We start from the raw sequence: 17045 nt of genomic DNA on the forward strand, positions 1-17045 counted from the left end.
CCCGTGGAACCCATGCCCTCTCGCGACGACCGCTCCCCGTTGCCGGCTGCCGCGCCCCGTAGCGTGGCGGGCGCCGATGCGCTGCAGGATCCCGCGCTACTGCGCCGGCTGCTACGCGCCAAGGACCGCATGGACGCGGCCTCGCACGAATCCTGGTCGGTCAAGCGCCTATCGGCAGTGAGCGGCGTCTCCGAAGCTCATTTTGCACGCTCGTTCAAGCGGGCCTTCGGTGTCCCGCCGCACCGGTACCTGCTCACGCGGCGCATCGAGCAGGCCATCGCACTGTTGCGCGACACCGAACTGACCATTACCGAGATCGCGTTCGCGACGGGCTGGGAGAGCCTGGGCACGTTCGGCCGGATCTTTCGCGACATCACGGGCCGCAGCCCGAGCGCGATGCGCGCCGAAACCCGCGCCGACATGCCAGACCTCGACCGCGTGCCGGCCTGCATTCTGAGGGCCGCTCAGCGCCCCGATCTCACGATCGCAGTTTTGGAGAAGCGCCGCAGAGCCACCGACGATAGAGTCGCGCCATCAACCAAGGAGGCAAAATGAACGAAGGTATCAACGTGGTGGGCCTGTACGTCGACAATCAGGACGAAGCGCTCGACTTCTACGTCGGCAAACTGGGTTTGCGCGTGCACACAGACGTGCGCAACGGCGATTACCGCTGGCTCACTGTCCAGCACCCGGATCAGCCTTCGTTCCAGTTGGGGCTCTTCAGACCGGGCTCACCCATTCATGACGAAGCCACCGCACAGATTCTGCTGGCGATGGTGGCCAAGGGTGCCATGCCGCCCCTCGTGCTTTATGTGGATGATTGCCGGGCCAGCTATGCGCAACTGAAAGCCCGCGGCGTCGAATTCACTCAGGAGCCGGTAGACCGCTATGGCAGCGTCGATGCCGGTTTTCGCGACCCTGCCGGTAACGGATGGAAGATGATCCAGGCGCCGAAGACAAGTACGTAAGCGCGAGGTGGCGGTGACGAGCGGGGCGACAAGCGGGCGACAAGCGGGGTCATGAGCGGCGCGCTCGTCGAAAGTCGCGCCCTTTTATCGAAACATACTGCCAGCCGCTTCTCCAACCCTTATTTCTCCGCCCAATAATCCCGCATTCCGGTATCGTTTTTATTCCGACCGCACCGCACAATTACTATCGATTCAAGCAAGGGCGAATCATAAATCGCTCCGTTACAAAACAAATGATCCCCTAGGGGTAAAGCCGCAGTAAGCGACGGCCGATATCCACACTTATACGTAGCGCCGCCTGCATCGCCCCCGATGCGCGAGGCGCCCGCGATGCCGCCGTCGGCATCGTGATTCCAATTAAAAAACTTGGGCAGCGTGAAGTGACGCTGAATCCGGCGCTTTTCCCTCGCCGATGGAAATACGGTGCCTCAACGCATCGCATATCTTGTCCGCCGGGTTTCGCCTGAGGATCCGTCCCTTTCCGTGAATACATTCTTCGAGGGAAATTTTCATCATGCTCGGTAACATCAAGATCGGCATTCGGCTGGTCGCAGCGTTTCTCATTGTCGCCGCCGCCAGCGGCATCGTCGGTATGGTCGGCATCAGCAATGCCGGCAAGATCAACGATCTGGCCGATCGAATGTACAGCCGCGATCTGCTCGGCGTTTCCTACCTCAAGGAAGCCAATATCGATCTGATTTACATCGGGCGCGCGCGCGGCAACGCACTGCTGGCCACCACGCCGGAAGACCGCGCAAAGTTCATCGGCGTGATGAACAAGTCGGTCGAGCTGCTGAAAAGCAACCTGGAGAAAGCCCGCCCGCTCATCACCTCCGAAAAAGGCAAACAGATACTGGCCAACTTTTCGCGCACGTGGGAAGACTACCTGCGCGATCAGGCGACGTTGGTCTCGCTGATCGACACGGCCAAACTGGCCCAACGCGACCCCGCGCTCACGAAGGCGATGGAAACCGTACGCGAGAAGGCCACGTCGCTCGACGACATGATGACGGACCTCTCGCAGTTGAAGGAGGAATCCGCCAAACAGGCGTCCGACGAAACCACCCAGTTGTATGAGCAAAGCCGCTCTCTGATGATCGGCACGATCGTGGCCGCACTGGTGCTCGGCGTTCTGCTTGGCTTCAGCATCAGCCGCGGCGTCAGCAAACCATTGGGGGTGGCGCTCGACGCGGCCAACCGGCTCGCCGAAGGCGACCTCACGGTCCGCATCGAATCCAAGAACAAGGACGAGGTCGGCCAACTGCTGCGCGCGATGCAAAACATGATCGCCAGGCTTTCGCAGGTCGTCGGCGAAGTCAACAGCGGCGCCGAAGCCATCGCCGGAGCTTCCGAGGAAGTCAGTGCGACCGCCCAGGCACTCAGTCAGGCCTCGAGCGAACAGGCCGCCGGCGTCGAGGAAACGAGCGCGTCGATCGAGCAGATGACCGCGTCGATCACGCAGAACACCGAGAACGCGAAGGTGACCGACGGCATGGCGCAGCAAGCCGCGAAGGAAGCCTGCGAAAGCGGCGAAGCGGTCAAGGCTACCGTTGCCGCGATGAAACAGATCGCACAGAAGATCGGCATCATCGACGACATCGCTTATCAAACCAACCTGCTGGCACTGAATGCCGCCATCGAAGCAGCCCGCGCCGGCGAACACGGCAAGGGCTTCGCAGTGGTCGCCGCCGAAGTGCGCAAGCTGGCGGAGCGCAGCCAGATCGCCGCGCAGGAAATCGGCACGGTCGCCGGCTCAAGCGTCGAGTTGGCCGAAACGGCCGGTGCTCTGCTCGACTCGATGGTCCCCAACATCAAGAAGACCTCCGAGCTGGTGCAGGAGATCACCGCGGCCTCGGAGGAGCAGTCGTCCGGCGTCGGGCAGATCAACGTGGCCGTCAGCCAACTGAGCCAAACCACGCAGCAAAACGCCTCCAGCTCCGAGGAACTCGCGGCCACCGCCGAGGAAATGAGCGGCCAGTCGGAGCAATTGCGGCAAGCCATGACCTTCTTCCGTCTCGCATCGGGGCCCGCGCCCGCACGAGCCGGCGATTCCGGCAACGCGCGTACTGCTGCCGCCCGCACGCGCGCGCGCAGCGCCGCGAAACCCGCAGGCGGCATCGCCTTCGCGCCGGGGCTCACGCTCGCCGGCCCCGACATGCCCGACGAATCGCAGTTCTCGAAGTTCTGAGCGGAGCGCCGAATCATGAACCCGACTCCTGCTTCTTCCGGATCGCGGGCGCTGATTGCGACGCCCGCGGCCAACGCCGCCGAGCCGGCGCAAGTGCTGACTTTCATGCTGGCCGGCGAGGCCTACGGCATCGGCATTCTGTCGATCAAGGAAATCATCAGCTACACCGCGCTGACGACGGTGCCGATGATGCCGGCATTCGCGCGCGGCGTCATCAACCTGCGCGGTGCCGTGGTACCGGTCATGGATCTGCTGTCGCGCTTCGGCAAGCCCTCGTCGGAAGTCACCAGGCGCACCTGTATCGTCATCGTCGAAATCCAGGTCCAGGGCGAGCGGCAAGACATCGGCATCGTGGTCGATGCCGTCAACGAGGTGCTCGACATTCCCACGTCCGAGATCGAACCGCCGCCGGCCTTCGGCTCGCATATCCGGGCCGACTTCATTCGAGGCATGGGCAAGGTGCGCGGCCGGTTCGTCATCCTGCTCGCGCTCGAGCACGTGCTGTCGACCCACGACATCGTGGCGCTTCAAAGCGCAGCGGACGCCTCACACTGACGACGGCCGCAAAACCGAAAAGCCCCGAAACCCAAAAACTCAAAAACCGAAGATCGAGCCGCAACGGTTGACGCCGTTGCGGCTCGATGCATTCTATGTGTCGAAATTTCGCCCACCCTCGATGCACTCAACCGCGCGTGAAGACGATAACCGCCTGCGGCAACACGCCGGGGGCAGCCCGATACCGTGCAGAAAACGAAGAGAGCGGCGAGATCGAAAAGCGAATGCGCCGCACGCGGTGCACGCGCCGAGTCGCTCACGAGCGGTGAGCTTGAACCGATGAAATTTCCTGGCTGATCGCGCCGAGCGGAATGACCTTGTCGACACCGCCGCGCTTGATCGCTTCTCGAGGCATGCCGAATACGACGCAGCTCTCTTCGTCCTGAGCGAGCGTACGCGCGCCGGCCGCATGCATTTCGGCGAGCCCGGCCGCGCCGTCGTCGCCCATGCCCGTCATGATGATCCCGAGCGCATTGCGGCCGGCGCAACGCGCGGTCGAGCGAAAGAGCACGTCGACCGACGGGCGATGGCGATTGACGAGCGGACCGTCGATAACGTCGACCATGTACTGCGCGCCGCTGCGCCGCAGCGTCATATGCTTGCCTCCGGGCGCAATCAGCGCGCGCCCCGGCGTTACCCGGTCGTTCGGCGCGGCCTCCTTCACCTCGATCTGGCAGATCTGGTTGAGACGCTCGGCAAACGCGGCGGTGAACTTCTCCGGCATATGCTGCACGATCACGATGCCGGGCGAGACGCGCGGCAGCGCCGTCAATACCACTTCGAGCGCCTGCGTACCGCCCGTGGAGGTGCCGATCGCCACGATCCGCTCCGTCGTTTGCGACAGCGCGCCCGCCACGCCCGGCGGCAGCACCGCATCGGCCGTGTTCTTCGGCACGGGCGCGGCAACGGGATGCCGGCGCGCGAGCCGCGCGATATTGACGCGCGCGGCGGCGCGAATCGTCGACGTCAATTCGTCGGCGGCCTCGAGCAGAAACTGCTTGAGACCCAGCCGCGGCTTGGCGACCACCGATACCGCGCCGGCCGCCAGCGCATCGACGGTCGTGCGCGCGCCTTTTTCGGTCAGCGTCGAGCAGATGACGACGGGCGTCGGACGCTCGGCCATGATCTTCTTGAGAAACGTAATGCCGTCCATACGCGGCATCTCGATGTCGAGCAGAATGACATCGGGCCAGCCGTTCGCAAGACGGCTCATCGCGGCGATCGGGTCCGAGACCGCATCCATCACCTCGATGCCGGCCGCCTTCAGCATGCCGGATACCACCTGCCTGACGACTGCCGAGTCGTCCACAATCAATACACGGATTCGCGTCATCGTGGCGTAGCCTCAGTTCCCGGCACGGCCGGGCTTGCGATAGATCGACGGCGAAACCGGAATCAGATCGATGCCGAGGTCGTGCAAGGTCTCCGAATGCCCGATACAAAGATAACCGTCGGGCCTCAACAGCGACGAAACGCGCTGGACGACCTCGCGTTTCGTGGCCGCGTCGAAATAGATCATGACGTTGCGCAGGAATGCCACATCGAAGCGCCCGAGATCGGGCAAAGGCGCGACGAGATTCGCCTGCGCGAAACGCACGTGCTGGCGCAGCCCGCGCTCGACGAGCAGTGTGCCTTCTTGTGCGCCCATGCCGCGCAAACAGAACCTTTTCCGGTAATCGCCCGGCATGAGCCGCGCGCGAATGTCGGGATAATGCGCGCGTTGCGCCGCATGCAGCATGCGCGTGCTGATGTCGGTACCGATCACCTCGAAAGGCCTGCCCGCGAGACGGTCGGCCAGCACCATGGCGATGCTGTATGCCTCCTCCCCGCTCGAACAGGCGGCGCTCCAGGTACGAAACATCGAGCCGCGCGCCTCGGACGCAACCGTGGCCAAGAATTCGAAGTGCTTCGGCTCGCGAAAAAAATACGTTTCGTTCGTCGTCAGCAAATCGATGGCGACCTGCCGCTCCGCCCGATGCGCATCGCTCGATATCAGCGAAAAGTAGGCACCGTAGCTCTCGAGCTCGCACGCACGCAATCGCTTGGCCAGCCGGCCGCTGACGAGCGCCTTCTTCGCCGGCGCGAGGCTGATTCCGGCCGCGTCGAAAATAAAAGCCTGAAACTGCCGGAATTCGGAATCGGTGATCGCATCCATCGGTGTCGCTACGTGGTTCGTCAATACAACAGCTTCATCGGGGCGCTTGGGCCGCGATTCGACTCAGGTGCCAAGGCCCGGCCTAGCAGGCTGCGAGTGCCGGGCTGCCGGAAACCGTTCCGGCGGGTCCGGCCATGGCCATCAGATCGGCAATGTCGAGAATCAGGGCGACGTCGCCGCTACCGAGAATCGTGGATCCACTCACGCCGCGCACTTTGCCGAACATCTTGGAAAGCGGCTTGATGACGGTCTGGGCTTCACCGAGCAGGCGATCCACGAGCAGCCCGAAGCGCTGGCCGGCGTGCTTGACGACGACGATGTTCGGACGCGCGCTTTCCGGGCCCTCGAGTTCGAAGCGCTCGCGCAGCCGAATGAAGGGCAGTACTTGCCCACGCAAATCGGTGTAGTCGTGCTCACCGCTCGACGAGAACTCGACACACTCTTCCACCGCATCGAGCGGCAAAATGAAGATCGAATCGCCGACGCAAACCTGAAACCCATCGATGATCGCGAGCGTGAGCGGCAACCGCACCGAGATCGTGGTGCCGATCCCTGCACGGCTGTCGATACCGATGCTGCCGCGCAGCGCCGTGATGTTGCGCTTGACCACATCCATGCCGACGCCGCGCCCAGACAGGTTCGTCACCCGTTCGGCCGTGGAGAATCCCGGCTCGAAGATGAGCGCGTGGATTTCGTCGTCGGAAAGCGTGGCGTCGTGCGGCACGATCCCGCGTTCTACCGCCTTGGCTAGGATGCGATCGCGATCGAGCCCGCCGCCGTCGTCGCTGACCTGAATGACGATCGAGCCGGAATCGTGGAAGGCGTTAAGCGTCAGCGTGCCCTGCTCCGGTTTCCCGCGTGCGCGCCGGACCTCGGCGGGCTCGATGCCGTGGTCCATCGAATTACGCACGAGGTGCGTCAATGGATCGCCGATCTTCTCGACCACCGTCTTGTCGAGTTCGGTTTCTTCGCCCTCGACCACCAGTTCGATGCGCTTGCCCAGTTCCTGAGCCACATCGTGCACGACCCGGCGAAAACGATTGAACGTCGCACCGATCTTGACCATGCGCAATTGCAGCGCGCTGTCCCTCACCTTCTGAATCAGGCCGGTCAGCGTTGCCGCGGATTCGCGCAACTCGCTGTTCTGAGCCTTGCGCGCCGCGAGCTCGGTACTCGCAGAGGCGGTAATGAGCTCTCCCACGAGGTCGATCAGATGATCGAGCTTGTCGGCGTCGATACGAATCGAGTGAGAATCGGCCGCTTTGCCCTCGCGCGCGGGGGCGCCGCTGCGTGCGGATCCTGTCGCCGATGCGGTTGCGGTATCGGCGTTGGCAGCGTGGAGGGCGGCCGGCGGCCGTCCATCGTCTTCGGCCATCGCGACCGGCTCGCGGGAGACTACGACGGCCGGCTCCTTCGGCAGATCCGCAGGCTCGCCGTCGGCAGCCGTTATTTCCAGCGTGCAATCCTCGCGGATGAACTCGAACGCACCTTCCACGGCCTGCCTGCCCGCATCGCTGAGCAGCTCGATATGGAACGCCAGATAGCAGGCCTCGGGGTCGAGCGCCTCGAGCGAGGGGACACCATCGACGTTCGTCGCGATGCGTGTGACCTCGCCAAGCCGTGCAAGGTAATGGATGATAGAGAGCGGGTCCATCCCGTTGCGCAACACCGGCTCGCCGCATTGCAAGGAAATGAGCCAGCGCTGCATGCCAGGCGTTGCCGCCGCATCGCTGCCGTTGTCCGTGCGCGTATCGGGAGCGGGTTGCGAGCCGTCCCCGGAGGCGGCCAGATAGCGGCCGAGCGCGCCCACGAGGGGCTGCGCCTGCGCGAGCAGCGCTTCGTCGGCGCAATTCCCGGTTTCCGCCGTGAGCTCCACGAGCAGCCCGATATGATCGCCGCACGCGAGCAGCAACGAGATCAGCGATTCGTCGATGCGGATTTCGTTGTCGCGCACGCGATCGAGCACACTTTCGACCACGTGCGTAAACGCCACGATTCCGTCGATCCCGAAAAGCCCCGACGAGCCCTTGATCGTATGCGCCGCGCGAAACACGGCGTTGATCTCGTCGCTCGGATCGGCGCTGTCTCGCATGCTGAGCAGGCCGTTTTCCATCAGTGCGAGCAACTCGCGGCTTTCCGCGATGAAGGTCTGCAGTGCGTCGTCGATATTCATGAAGCGCTCTCTGGAAATGCCGGCAGCGTCCCGCCAGACGGTTCGGCTTGCATCAATGCCTGCGGCAGGCCCAGCAGTGCGAGCGTTGCCCGCACGGCATCGCCGGCACCGACGAACTCGCAGGCTTGCGCGCGATCCGCCGCGCTGCGTCGCGCGGCAACGAGCAGTTGCACACCGGCACAGTCGATTTCGGGCACGGCGGACAAGTCGAAACGCACGCTGCCGCCCTGCTCGAGGGCAGCGAACATGCGCTCCTTGAGTTCTGCGGCGTGATAGATCGTCAGCGGGGTCTCGACGCGGACGGTAAGAAGGGCATCCATTGCCGGTGCTCCGTCGCCAGCGAGCTTCAAGGTAACACCAGCTTTTCCACAGCGGCGAGCAGTTGGGGCGGCTGGAACGGTTTGACGACCCACGCCTTTGCACCCGCCAACTGCCCTTCGCGTTTCTTCGCGTCCTGACTTTCCGTCGTCAGCATCACGATCGGCGTGAACTTGTAGGCGGGCATCTGTTTGACGGCCTTGATGAAGGCAATGCCGTCCATGTTCGGCATGTTCAGATCGCTGATCATCAGATGGACCTTTTGTCCCTGCAGTTTCGCCAGCGCATCCTTGCCGTCGCATCCTTCGATGACTTCGTAGCCCGCGCCGCGAAGCGCGATGCCCACGACCTGCCGCACCGATGCCGAATCGTCGACGATCAAGATGGTCTTTGCCATAACAGCCCTCAAAAGAAAGTAATGTCGGAATTCGATTCAGCCGCTTGCGTGCTGGTTTTCGCGTCGCCCTGATGCAGCGCCCGCTCTTCGGCCATGGCGTATGTCTTTTCCAGCTCGCCGAGCAGTACGTTGGCCTCGATGGGCGGCGGCGCCGCGCCCTGACCGTATTGCGCGCAGTGTTGGTCGACCACCTCGGGAAGACGTTCTATGTTGGCCTTCACGTGCTGCATGATCTGACTCACGCGATCCTGGAACTGCAGTTGGACGAGCGCCTCGTAGACTTCCACTTTGATACTGCGGCTCTCGTCGCGCAGTAATTCGGCGGACGCTTCGAGCGACGAAGTGAAGTCGCGGAATCGGACGAGCACCTGCTCGATGGAACGCTGCGAATCGGACATGGCAACGGTGTCGTGCTCGGCCGTCCGCTCCGCGGCGTGGCACGCGCAAACGATTGCGTCACGGATCGTTTCGATCTTCGCGGCGATGTTCGCTCCCGTTTCGCTCGATTTGCGCGACAGGGCGCGCACCTCCTGCGCGACGGTGGCAAATCCGCGCCCGACGTTGCCTGCGTGTGCGGCCTCGATCGCCGCGTTGATCGCGAGCAGATTCGTCTGTTGCGTGATGAGCCCGATCGCCTCGACCATGCCGCGCAATTCGTCGACGAAGCCGTGCAGTTGGCGCACCTGGCCGAGCATTTCCGCTTTGCTGTCTACCGCGGCGCGCAGCCGTTGAACGACGGCCTGCAGTTCGTGTTCGCTGGCCGAATAAACGTCATTGCCGCCCGGCGCGCCGGCAGCGCCGCCGGAGGAAGCACCCAGCACGGTATCGAGCCGCGAGGCGATGCCGCCAAACCGGCCGCTCAGCGCCGTAATCGCGGTTTCCATTTGCGAGCGCGAGGATTCGATGTGCCGCGCCCAGACGGGCGCAAGATCCGCGCTGAAGGCGCGCTGACTCTCGAAGTACCGCTGCAACTCGCGCACGATGCGTGCGTCGGCCGTGCGCTGTCGCCAACCCAGCGCGACGCCAGCGAGGGCGAGGGCCAGGCCCAGCGCCGCACCGCCCATGCTGAACGACGATAGGGCCAGGCAAGCCAGCGCGGCCACGCAGCCCAGTAACGGGCTTGCCAGCCAAAGAAACTTATCTTGCGTATGCGTCATGAAAATCGAAATGTTTTCCTGCGGCGATAAAATCAGTGCCACACCGTCTTCGGAAAACAAAATAACGGGTATGAGCGCGTTTACGTTCGCTGCGGGTTTTTCTTGATGGGAGTGACCCGAAAACCCGCGAGGCGAACGCGGCAAAATCGCATGGCGTGGCCGCATGGGCTTGGGGATCTTTTCTTCATATGGGCAAAACAGGAAACGTCCTACTCAAAGCAGCGGCCTCCCTTCACATGCGTTGCTTACTTCGGCCTGGACTGCGGATTTCCTTTGGCCGTGCCGAAACACTCACCCGAACGTTCCGCTTTCATTTTCTTCGCAGAGATCACCCTGATTAAGGGTTCGATAAGGGTTAATCGATTTCAATCGATGGATAAAGGCAAACGAGCCCGCCGTTTCCGGCGTGCTCGCTTCCTTGTCCTCCAAGCGAAAGGCGAGCTTTAGAAATGATGGTCGTATCGGATCTGGAACTTGTTACCCTCGGTTCGATTGCGCACCGCGAACTCCCTGTAGTAATTGACGAACAGGAAGTCCTTCGGCGAGAGGGCCACCATGGCGGCGGGTCCGAGCCCGACCACCTGCTCGCGCCGGCCCGGCACCTCGGTACCGTTCACCTTCGTGTCGGTGATCTGCCTGAGCCAATAGCCGCTCAGGCCCGCAACGAGGCCCTTTTTGAACTCGTATTCGAGCGCCACGTTGGCGTGCAGCGCCTGCCCCGCCTGAGTGGAGGTCGCTTCGGTGCCGAAGGCGGCGTTCGGCTCGCTGTTTCGCGCATTCCACAAATAGTTGAAGCGGCCGCTGAGGCTCAGCTTCGGCGTGGCCCAGAAGGTGAAGGCCCAGTAGGGATCGAGCGACCAGAAGTTGCTGCCCGGGCTGACAGAGGCCGTCCGGTCGTAACGCCCCGTAGGCGCGATCACCTGTAATTCGAAGCGCTGCGAAAACAGCGGCCCCTGCGCGCCCATGATCGGATCGAACTGCAGCGAGACACCCACGGTTACGTCACCGATGCCCCGGGTGCCTTTCAACACGCTGTTGCCCATCCCGTCATCGACATGAGCCGACGCCACCCACGGCACGAGCAACTGAAAACCAAGCTGCTTGTTGCCCCACTTGGCGCCCTGCGGCACATAGAGGAATTGAGTGACCGGGACGAACAGATCGAATTTTTGCTTCGGCGGAAAAGCCGACTGATTGCCGCCGTTGTCCATCAACTTGCTGGCCGAATAATAAGTCAGGTATTCGATCATGTAGAAACCCGGGCCGCCGGGCAGCGGAGCGCCATCGAAAAAGCTCGTGCCGCCCATGTTGACGGACGGCTCATCGAAGGCCCGGGCGGTCTGACAAGCAGCAGCGACGCAGCTCGCGAGCAGCAGCGTCCTGATGTGCTTGATGCACTTGATACGGTCGATCTTCACAAAATGTCTCCTGCATGGTCCGATCGCGCGGCGCGCACGCGCCCCGGCCGCGCGCATGGGGCGGCAAGTGCGTCGATCGAAACCTTGTCGATGTTGCGATGAATGGTCGGAACACCGCTCGCCAGCCGGATGGCGGGCAAAGCGCGGCCGTTCCGTCACGCGGCCGTCCAACGTCGAAAGCGATGTCGCGCTAGTGCTAGTAATAGGTGGAGGCAAGCCCACCGTCGACGGGCACGTTGACGCCGTTGACCCAGCGTGTTTCGTCGGCGCACAACAGCGCGATGACCGGTGCGATCTCGTCCGGATACGCGGGACGCTTCATCCGGTGCGCGTCTTTCTCCACCCGCTCGGCGCCGAGCATCGCGACGAAGTCGCCAAGGATTGGCGTGAATACCGGCCCCGGTGCCACGCAGTTCATGCGCACGGCACGTTGCAGGAAGAGCTTTTGCGCCTGCGTCAGCGTCCAGACGATCAGGGCTTCCTTGAAGTACTGATAGCAGGTCGCTTGCGGTACCGGGTGCCCTTTCAGCCACGCTTCCCCAGCCTCGAAGCCGCGCGTTTCGGCCAGTGACTTATGCAGGTCGATGCGCTGAGGCCACTCGGCGCCGAGGATCGATGCCACGTTGACGATGGCACCGCCCTCGGGCATGCGCGGCAACACGCACTCCGTCAACTGCCGCAAGCCGAGATAGTTGACGCGCGCGACGAGTTCCACCGAAGCCGTGCCCGGCACGCCGGCGATGTTGCACAACCCGTCGATTTGCGCCGGCAACTGCGCGACCGCCTTGTCGATTCCTTCCATGGTCGAAAGGTCGGCCTGAACATGGCCGTCGAGGCTGATGCCCGGCGCGTTGCGGTCCACACCGATCACACGCGCGCCATGAAAGCGCAGCAGGCGCGCGGTCTCGGCTCCGATGCCCGACGAGGCACCGGTCACGACGATGGTCTTGTCGTTCAGTTTCATGCTTGTCTCCTCCTTCGATTTATTTCGATGCCGTCAAGCAACGTCTTTTCACAACGGATACTGCGGCGCGCGTGCCTTGACGGTGGTCCATTGCCACTGCGTGTACTCCTCCCAGTCGGCCGGGCCGCCCACGCTCGTGCCGTTGCCGGCAATGCCGGGGCCACCGAACGGGTTCACGCAGTCGTCGTTGACGGTCTGGTCGTTGATGTGAACCATTCCGACGCGCAAGCGCTGCCCGAGCGCCATGGCGCGCCCGACCGACGCGGAGATAACGCCGGCCGACAGCCCGCCCTGACTGTTGTTGGCCAGTTCCACCGCTTCGTCGTCACTGTGGAAAACGATGATGTTCGCCACCGGCCCGAAGACCTCCTCCTCGAACACGCGCATGCCGGGCCGCACGCCCCCGAGCACGGTAGGCCGATAGAACAGTCGTTCGTACGTGCCGCCCGCCAGCAGTCGCGCCCCGGCGGCCACGCTGTCCTGCACGAGCGCATGTACCCGCTGCAATTGCTTGCGATCGATCAGCGGCCCAAGCGCCGCTTTTCCGCTCGCGCCGTCGCCCACCGGAAGATGCCGCGCCTTGTCGACTAGCCGTGCTGTCAATTCGTCCGCCAGCGACGCGTGTACGAGAATGCGGTTGGCCGCCATGCAGATCTGCCCCTGGTGCAGCCATGCGGCCCAGGCAGCGTTGCTGACGGCGAGATCAAGGTCGGCGTCGTCGAGGATGATCAGCGCGTTGGCGCCGCCCAATTCGAGCGAGACTTTTTTCAGGTGGCGGCCCGCCAACTCGCCTATGCGGCGGCCGACTGCCGGCGAGCCGGTAAACGCGATCATCGGTACCCGCGGATGCGCGACGAGCGCCTCGCCCGCCTCGGCACCGCCCGGCAGCACGTGCAGCAGCCCGGCCGGCAAGCCGGCTTCCGCGAAGATGCGGGCGATGAGATAGCCGCCGGACACCGGCGTGCGCAGATCCGGCTTGACCACGACGGCGTTGCCGGCCGCGAGCGCTGGCGCCACCGAGCGCAGCGTCAGAATGAGCGGGAAATTGAACGGCGAAATCACACCCACCACACCGAACGGCGCCCTGCGCGCGTAGCTGAGGCAGCCTGCGGGGCTGGCCAACACCTGCCCTTGCGGGTCCAGCGGCATGCCGGCCGCCAGGTGGCACAGCGTGATCGCCTCCCGCACCTCGTGCTGCCCCTTGAACAATACGCCGCCGGTTTCGCGCGCGATGGCAAGAGACAGTTCATCGAAGTGCTGCGAGAACAGCGCGGCGGCGCGGCGGAACACCTCGGCGCGATCGCGCGGCGCCATGGCCACCCACGCAGGTTGAGCCGCTGCCGCTGCCTGCGCGGCGGCGCTCATGTCCTCGGCCTCGGCCAGACCCACGCAGGTCAGCGGGTGGCCGGTGGCGGGTTCGATCACGTCCACGGTCTGCCGGCGCAAGGGCGGTACCCACTCCCCCAGGAACAGCAGACCGTTCCACTGGGCGTCGTCCAGAAAGTGCATTGATTCCGGGGCATTCATCAATCGTGTCTCCTTTGCTGAGGTGGGATCTTCATCGGCCGGCCGCTCGGGGCTCGTGGTCTTCCGCTTACTGCTTTCGAGCCGGGCGCCGATTGCCGGCTCCCCCGATTGCAAGCGCTATGCCATCGGCAGCCGCGTGCGCGCATGCTGTCATGCAGCAACCGCTCGCTGCCGTTGCGTCGTGGCCATTTCCTCGCGGCGCAGCACTGCGCTGCCCGCAACGCAGCAGTGCCTCAGGCAAAACCCCGACTTGCTGATTTGAGCAAGCACGGACAGTATCAGGGTTCCTGACATCATCATTTGAACAATCTCTTCCCGGACCGGCTCATGGCGCAGTTGCCCCGTATTTCCCTCGCCGATGTGGCGCGCATCGCCGGGACCGTGCTCTGCCCCGCCGGCAGCGACCGCTGGAGTGCCGATTCGCAGCCCACGTTGGCCGACATCAGCGAATGCGTGTACTTCTCGCCGGGCGACGGCCGCATTTGGCTGAACGATCAGCGCATGCTGTTGCTGCACAGCCGGGCGATGGGGACGCTGCGCCGCGAACTGATCGACAGCCTCGGCATCGACAAAGCGCGCGGGCTGCTCACGCGCTCCGGCTATGTATCGGGCGCGCACGATGCGCGGCTCGTGCGGGAACGCTGGTCCGATGCCGATCCGTCGGCAATCTTCGTTGCCGGCACGCGGCTGCATACGCTCGAAGGCGTGGTGAAGGTCGTGCCGGTCAGCTTCAGCTACAACCCCGAAAGCGGCCGCTATCGCGGCGAGTTCCTATGGCACAACTCCAGCGAGGACGACGAACATCTCGATGCCTACGGTGTAGGCACTTCGCCGGCTTGCTGGCTGGAACTCGGCTACGCGATCGGCTACGTGAGCACGCTGCTCGGGCATCTGGTGATCTTTCGGGAAGTGGAATGTCGATCGATGGGCGCGGCGGTGTGCCGGGTGATCGGCCAATCGGCGGAGCTGTGGGACGACGCGAGCGAAGACCTGCGCTACCTGAACGCGCAGGACTTCGTCGGCTCCGGCATGCTCGCCGCAAGCGTACCTGTCGCGACGGCGCCAGGAGTCGGTCCGGAACCGGCGCCGGGGCCAAGCGATGGGGCGAGGTCTGCGCAGGAGGAACGCGGAGCGAACGAGTCATCCGGGCCGGCACTCGTCGGTGCCTCTTCCGCGTTCAATGCGGCGTGCCACCTGCTGCGGCGCGTAGCCCCGACCGATGCCACGGTGCTGTTCACGGGCGAGTCGGGCGTCGGCAAGGAGCGCTTCGCGCGCATGCTGCATCAGATCAGCCGGCGCCAGGATAAACCGTTCGTCGCCATCAATTGCGCGGCCATTCCGGAAACGCTGGTGGAGGCCGAGCTGTTCGGCGTGGAGCGCGGCGCGTATACGGGCGCCACGCATTCGCGCGCGGGGCGCTTCGAACTGGCGCACGAGGGTACGCTCTTTCTCGACGAGATCGGCACCTTGAGTCTCGTGGCGCAGGGCAAGCTCTTGCGCGCACTGCAGGAAGGGGAACTCGAGCGCGTGGGATCGAGCGCGACACGGCGCGTCAATACGCGCGCGGTGGCCGCCACCAATGAGGACTTGCTGCAGGCCGTGCGCGAGGGGCGCTTTCGTCAGGATCTCTTTTTCAGGCTCAACGTATTTCCGATCCACTTGCCGCCGCTGCGCGAGCGCCGCGACGATATCCCGCTCCTGATGAGCCATTTTCTGAAGACGTATGCGCACAAACATGGCCTTGCGGTGCGCGGGTTCACTCCGCGCGCGATCAAAGCGCTGCTCAATTACAGCTTCCCGGGCAACATCCGCGAACTGCAGAATCTGGTGGAGCGCGGCGTAATCCTCGCGCAGGAAGGACTGCTCGATCTCTCGCACATGTTCATCAGTGGGGAAACGCTCGACCAGGAAGTGTTGTCGTTGGCCATCGCCGGTGAAGTGGGAACGCTCGCCCGCGAAGAGGGACGCGACGAGGGACTGGAAGCCGCGGCGCCGCCATCGAAAACGCTGCTGGATCTGGTGAGCGCGTGGAGCCAGCGGCAGCACGGCAGCGTGGCATCGCTGCCGGTACTCGAACAAACGCTATTGGAGGAAGCCGTCGAGCGCGCCGGCGGAAATCTGTCGTCGGCTGCGCGCGCGCTGGGTATCACACGCGCGCAGTTGGCTTACCGATTACAACGGCGAGCAGCGGGAAACGGTGACCATTGATTTGCGCGTTGTGCCGCAGCCGCCGAAGGCATAGGGGATCGCCGGGCAATGCCGCTGTCGAGTCGCGCCAGGCAACGCCGCGCCCGTCAGGCGTCACGGAATAAATGCTCGCACATGAAGTCGACGAACACGCGCAACTTGGGCGTCAACTGCCGGTTCGACGGCCATAGAATCGAAAACTGGCCCGGCGCGATCGGATGCTGCTCGAGCACCGTCACGAGCGCGCCGCTCTCGAGCGCCTCGCGCGCAAGGAAGTCCGGCATGAAGCCGATTCCGAATCCCGCGATCACCGCCCCGCGCAGCGCCTCCATGTTGTTGCAGACCATCGCCGCGCGCAGGTTCGGCGGCTCGCTACCGTCGCGCTCGAGTGCCCATGGTTGAAGCTTCCCGGTGGTCGGGAAACGGTAGCGCACACAACGATGTTTCGGCAGATCCCCGACCGCCCGAGGCAGCCCGTAGCGCGCCACGTACTCGGGCGACGCGCAAAGAACGAATCGAAACGGCCCGAGCCGGCGCGACATGAGGCTCGAATCCGGCAGCAAGCCGCTGCGGATCACCGCGTCGAAGCCGCTTTCGACGACGTCGACGAGCCGGTCATTGAAGTCGAGATCGAGTTCGACGTCCGGATAGCGTGCGCTGAACGCGGGCAACACCGGCAGCAAGAAGCGATAGCCGATCACGGGCAGGCTCACGCGCAAACGCCCGCGCGGCGTCTGCGCGGCCTCCGAAAGCGCAGCCTCCGCGTCGCGCAATTCCTCGAGTATGCGCTGGCAGCGCTCGTGAAAATGCCGCCCCTCTTCCGTGAGCGTGACGCGGCGGGTAGTCCGGTGAAAGAGCCGCACGCCGAGCGAGCGCTCCAGTTTCGCAATCGTCTTGCCGACCGCGGAGGCCGAAATGCCGAGCTTGCGCGCGGCCGCCACGAAGCTGAGCGTTTCCGCTGTGCGCACGAATGCAACGATGCCGTTCAAATTGTCCATTTTCCGATCCTGCCGCCCTCGCTCCTCGCCCTCTATTGCG

Annotated in this window: 15 protein-coding genes; 5 read left to right on the plus strand and 10 right to left on the minus strand. The window is 64.0% G+C overall.

Annotated features, from left to right (window positions below):
- Positions 1-12: 12 nt before the first annotated feature.
- From U0034_RS23210 to U0034_RS23225, 4 genes are all read left to right on the plus strand, one after another.
- Positions 13-555: a helix-turn-helix transcriptional regulator gene (locus U0034_RS23210; protein WP_085229677.1), complete on the plus strand. Its 543-nt coding sequence runs from the start codon at positions 13-15 to the stop codon at positions 553-555.
- A complete protein-coding gene (locus U0034_RS23215) occupies positions 552-968 on the plus strand; it encodes a VOC family protein (protein WP_085229678.1) in 417 nt (138 codons plus the stop codon). The genes U0034_RS23210 and U0034_RS23215 overlap by 4 nt, the downstream gene beginning before the upstream one ends.
- 514 nt (positions 969-1482) lie before the next feature.
- On the plus strand, positions 1483-3156 hold the full coding sequence (locus U0034_RS23220; RefSeq protein ID WP_085229679.1) for a methyl-accepting chemotaxis protein: 1674 nt from the start codon (positions 1483-1485) through the stop codon (positions 3154-3156).
- 15 nt (positions 3157-3171) lie between these two features.
- Complete coding sequence (locus tag U0034_RS23225) at positions 3172-3711, plus strand: chemotaxis protein CheW (protein WP_085229680.1); 540 nt, start codon at positions 3172-3174, stop codon at positions 3709-3711.
- A gap of 256 nt (positions 3712-3967) precedes the next feature.
- Here U0034_RS23225 and U0034_RS23230 read toward each other — a convergent pair whose 3' ends face one another.
- The 9 genes from U0034_RS23230 to U0034_RS23270 form a co-directional block, all read right to left on the minus strand.
- The gene (locus tag U0034_RS23230; RefSeq protein WP_085229681.1) at positions 3968-5044 is read right to left on the minus strand and encodes a protein-glutamate methylesterase/protein-glutamine glutaminase; all 1077 of its coding nucleotides are present in this window, start codon (positions 5042-5044) and stop codon (positions 3968-3970) included.
- Positions 5045-5056: 12 nt separating this feature from the next.
- Entirely contained in the window at positions 5057-5866 is an 810-nt protein-coding gene (locus U0034_RS23235) for a CheR family methyltransferase (RefSeq protein ID WP_085229682.1), read from the minus strand.
- Between the two features lie 82 nt (positions 5867-5948).
- On the minus strand, positions 5949-8039 hold the full coding sequence (locus tag U0034_RS23240; protein ID WP_085229683.1) for a chemotaxis protein CheA: 2091 nt from the start codon (positions 8037-8039) through the stop codon (positions 5949-5951).
- Positions 8036-8359 carry an STAS domain-containing protein gene (locus U0034_RS23245; protein ID WP_085229684.1) on the minus strand — a complete coding sequence of 108 codons (324 nt, stop codon included), beginning with the start codon at positions 8357-8359 and terminating at the stop codon, positions 8036-8038. The genes U0034_RS23240 and U0034_RS23245 overlap by 4 nt, the downstream gene beginning before the upstream one ends.
- A gap of 26 nt (positions 8360-8385) precedes the next feature.
- Positions 8386-8754 carry a response regulator gene (locus tag U0034_RS23250; RefSeq protein ID WP_085229685.1) on the minus strand — a complete coding sequence of 123 codons (369 nt, stop codon included), beginning with the start codon at positions 8752-8754 and terminating at the stop codon, positions 8386-8388.
- An 8-nt stretch (positions 8755-8762) separates the two neighbouring features.
- Entirely contained in the window at positions 8763-9911 is a 1149-nt protein-coding gene (locus U0034_RS23255) for a methyl-accepting chemotaxis protein (protein ID WP_085229751.1), read from the minus strand.
- 443 nt (positions 9912-10354) lie between these two features.
- Positions 10355-11329: a SphA family protein gene (locus tag U0034_RS23260; protein WP_407702978.1), complete on the minus strand. Its 975-nt coding sequence runs from the start codon at positions 11327-11329 to the stop codon at positions 10355-10357.
- Between the two features lie 196 nt (positions 11330-11525).
- Positions 11526-12293 (minus strand): coniferyl-alcohol dehydrogenase, encoded by a 768-nt coding sequence (locus U0034_RS23265; protein ID WP_085229687.1) that lies wholly within the window; start codon positions 12291-12293, stop codon positions 11526-11528.
- A 48-nt stretch (positions 12294-12341) separates the two neighbouring features.
- Positions 12342-13820 carry a benzaldehyde dehydrogenase gene (locus U0034_RS23270; RefSeq protein WP_085229688.1) on the minus strand — a complete coding sequence of 493 codons (1479 nt, stop codon included), beginning with the start codon at positions 13818-13820 and terminating at the stop codon, positions 12342-12344.
- 327 nt (positions 13821-14147) lie between these two features.
- Here U0034_RS23270 and U0034_RS23275 point away from each other — a divergent pair, with 327 nt between their 5' ends.
- The gene (locus U0034_RS23275; RefSeq protein ID WP_085229689.1) at positions 14148-16028 is read left to right on the plus strand and encodes a sigma-54-dependent Fis family transcriptional regulator; all 1881 of its coding nucleotides are present in this window, start codon (positions 14148-14150) and stop codon (positions 16026-16028) included.
- A gap of 86 nt (positions 16029-16114) precedes the next feature.
- On the opposite strand, the gene U0034_RS23280 is transcribed toward U0034_RS23275, so the two are convergent.
- Positions 16115-17005 (minus strand): LysR family transcriptional regulator, encoded by an 891-nt coding sequence (locus U0034_RS23280; RefSeq protein ID WP_085229690.1) that lies wholly within the window; start codon positions 17003-17005, stop codon positions 16115-16117.
- Positions 17006-17045 lie beyond the last annotated feature (40 nt).

Source organism: Trinickia caryophylli, assembly GCF_034424545.1.
In the GTDB taxonomy this organism is placed as follows: Bacteria; Pseudomonadota; Gammaproteobacteria; order Burkholderiales; family Burkholderiaceae; genus Trinickia; species Trinickia caryophylli.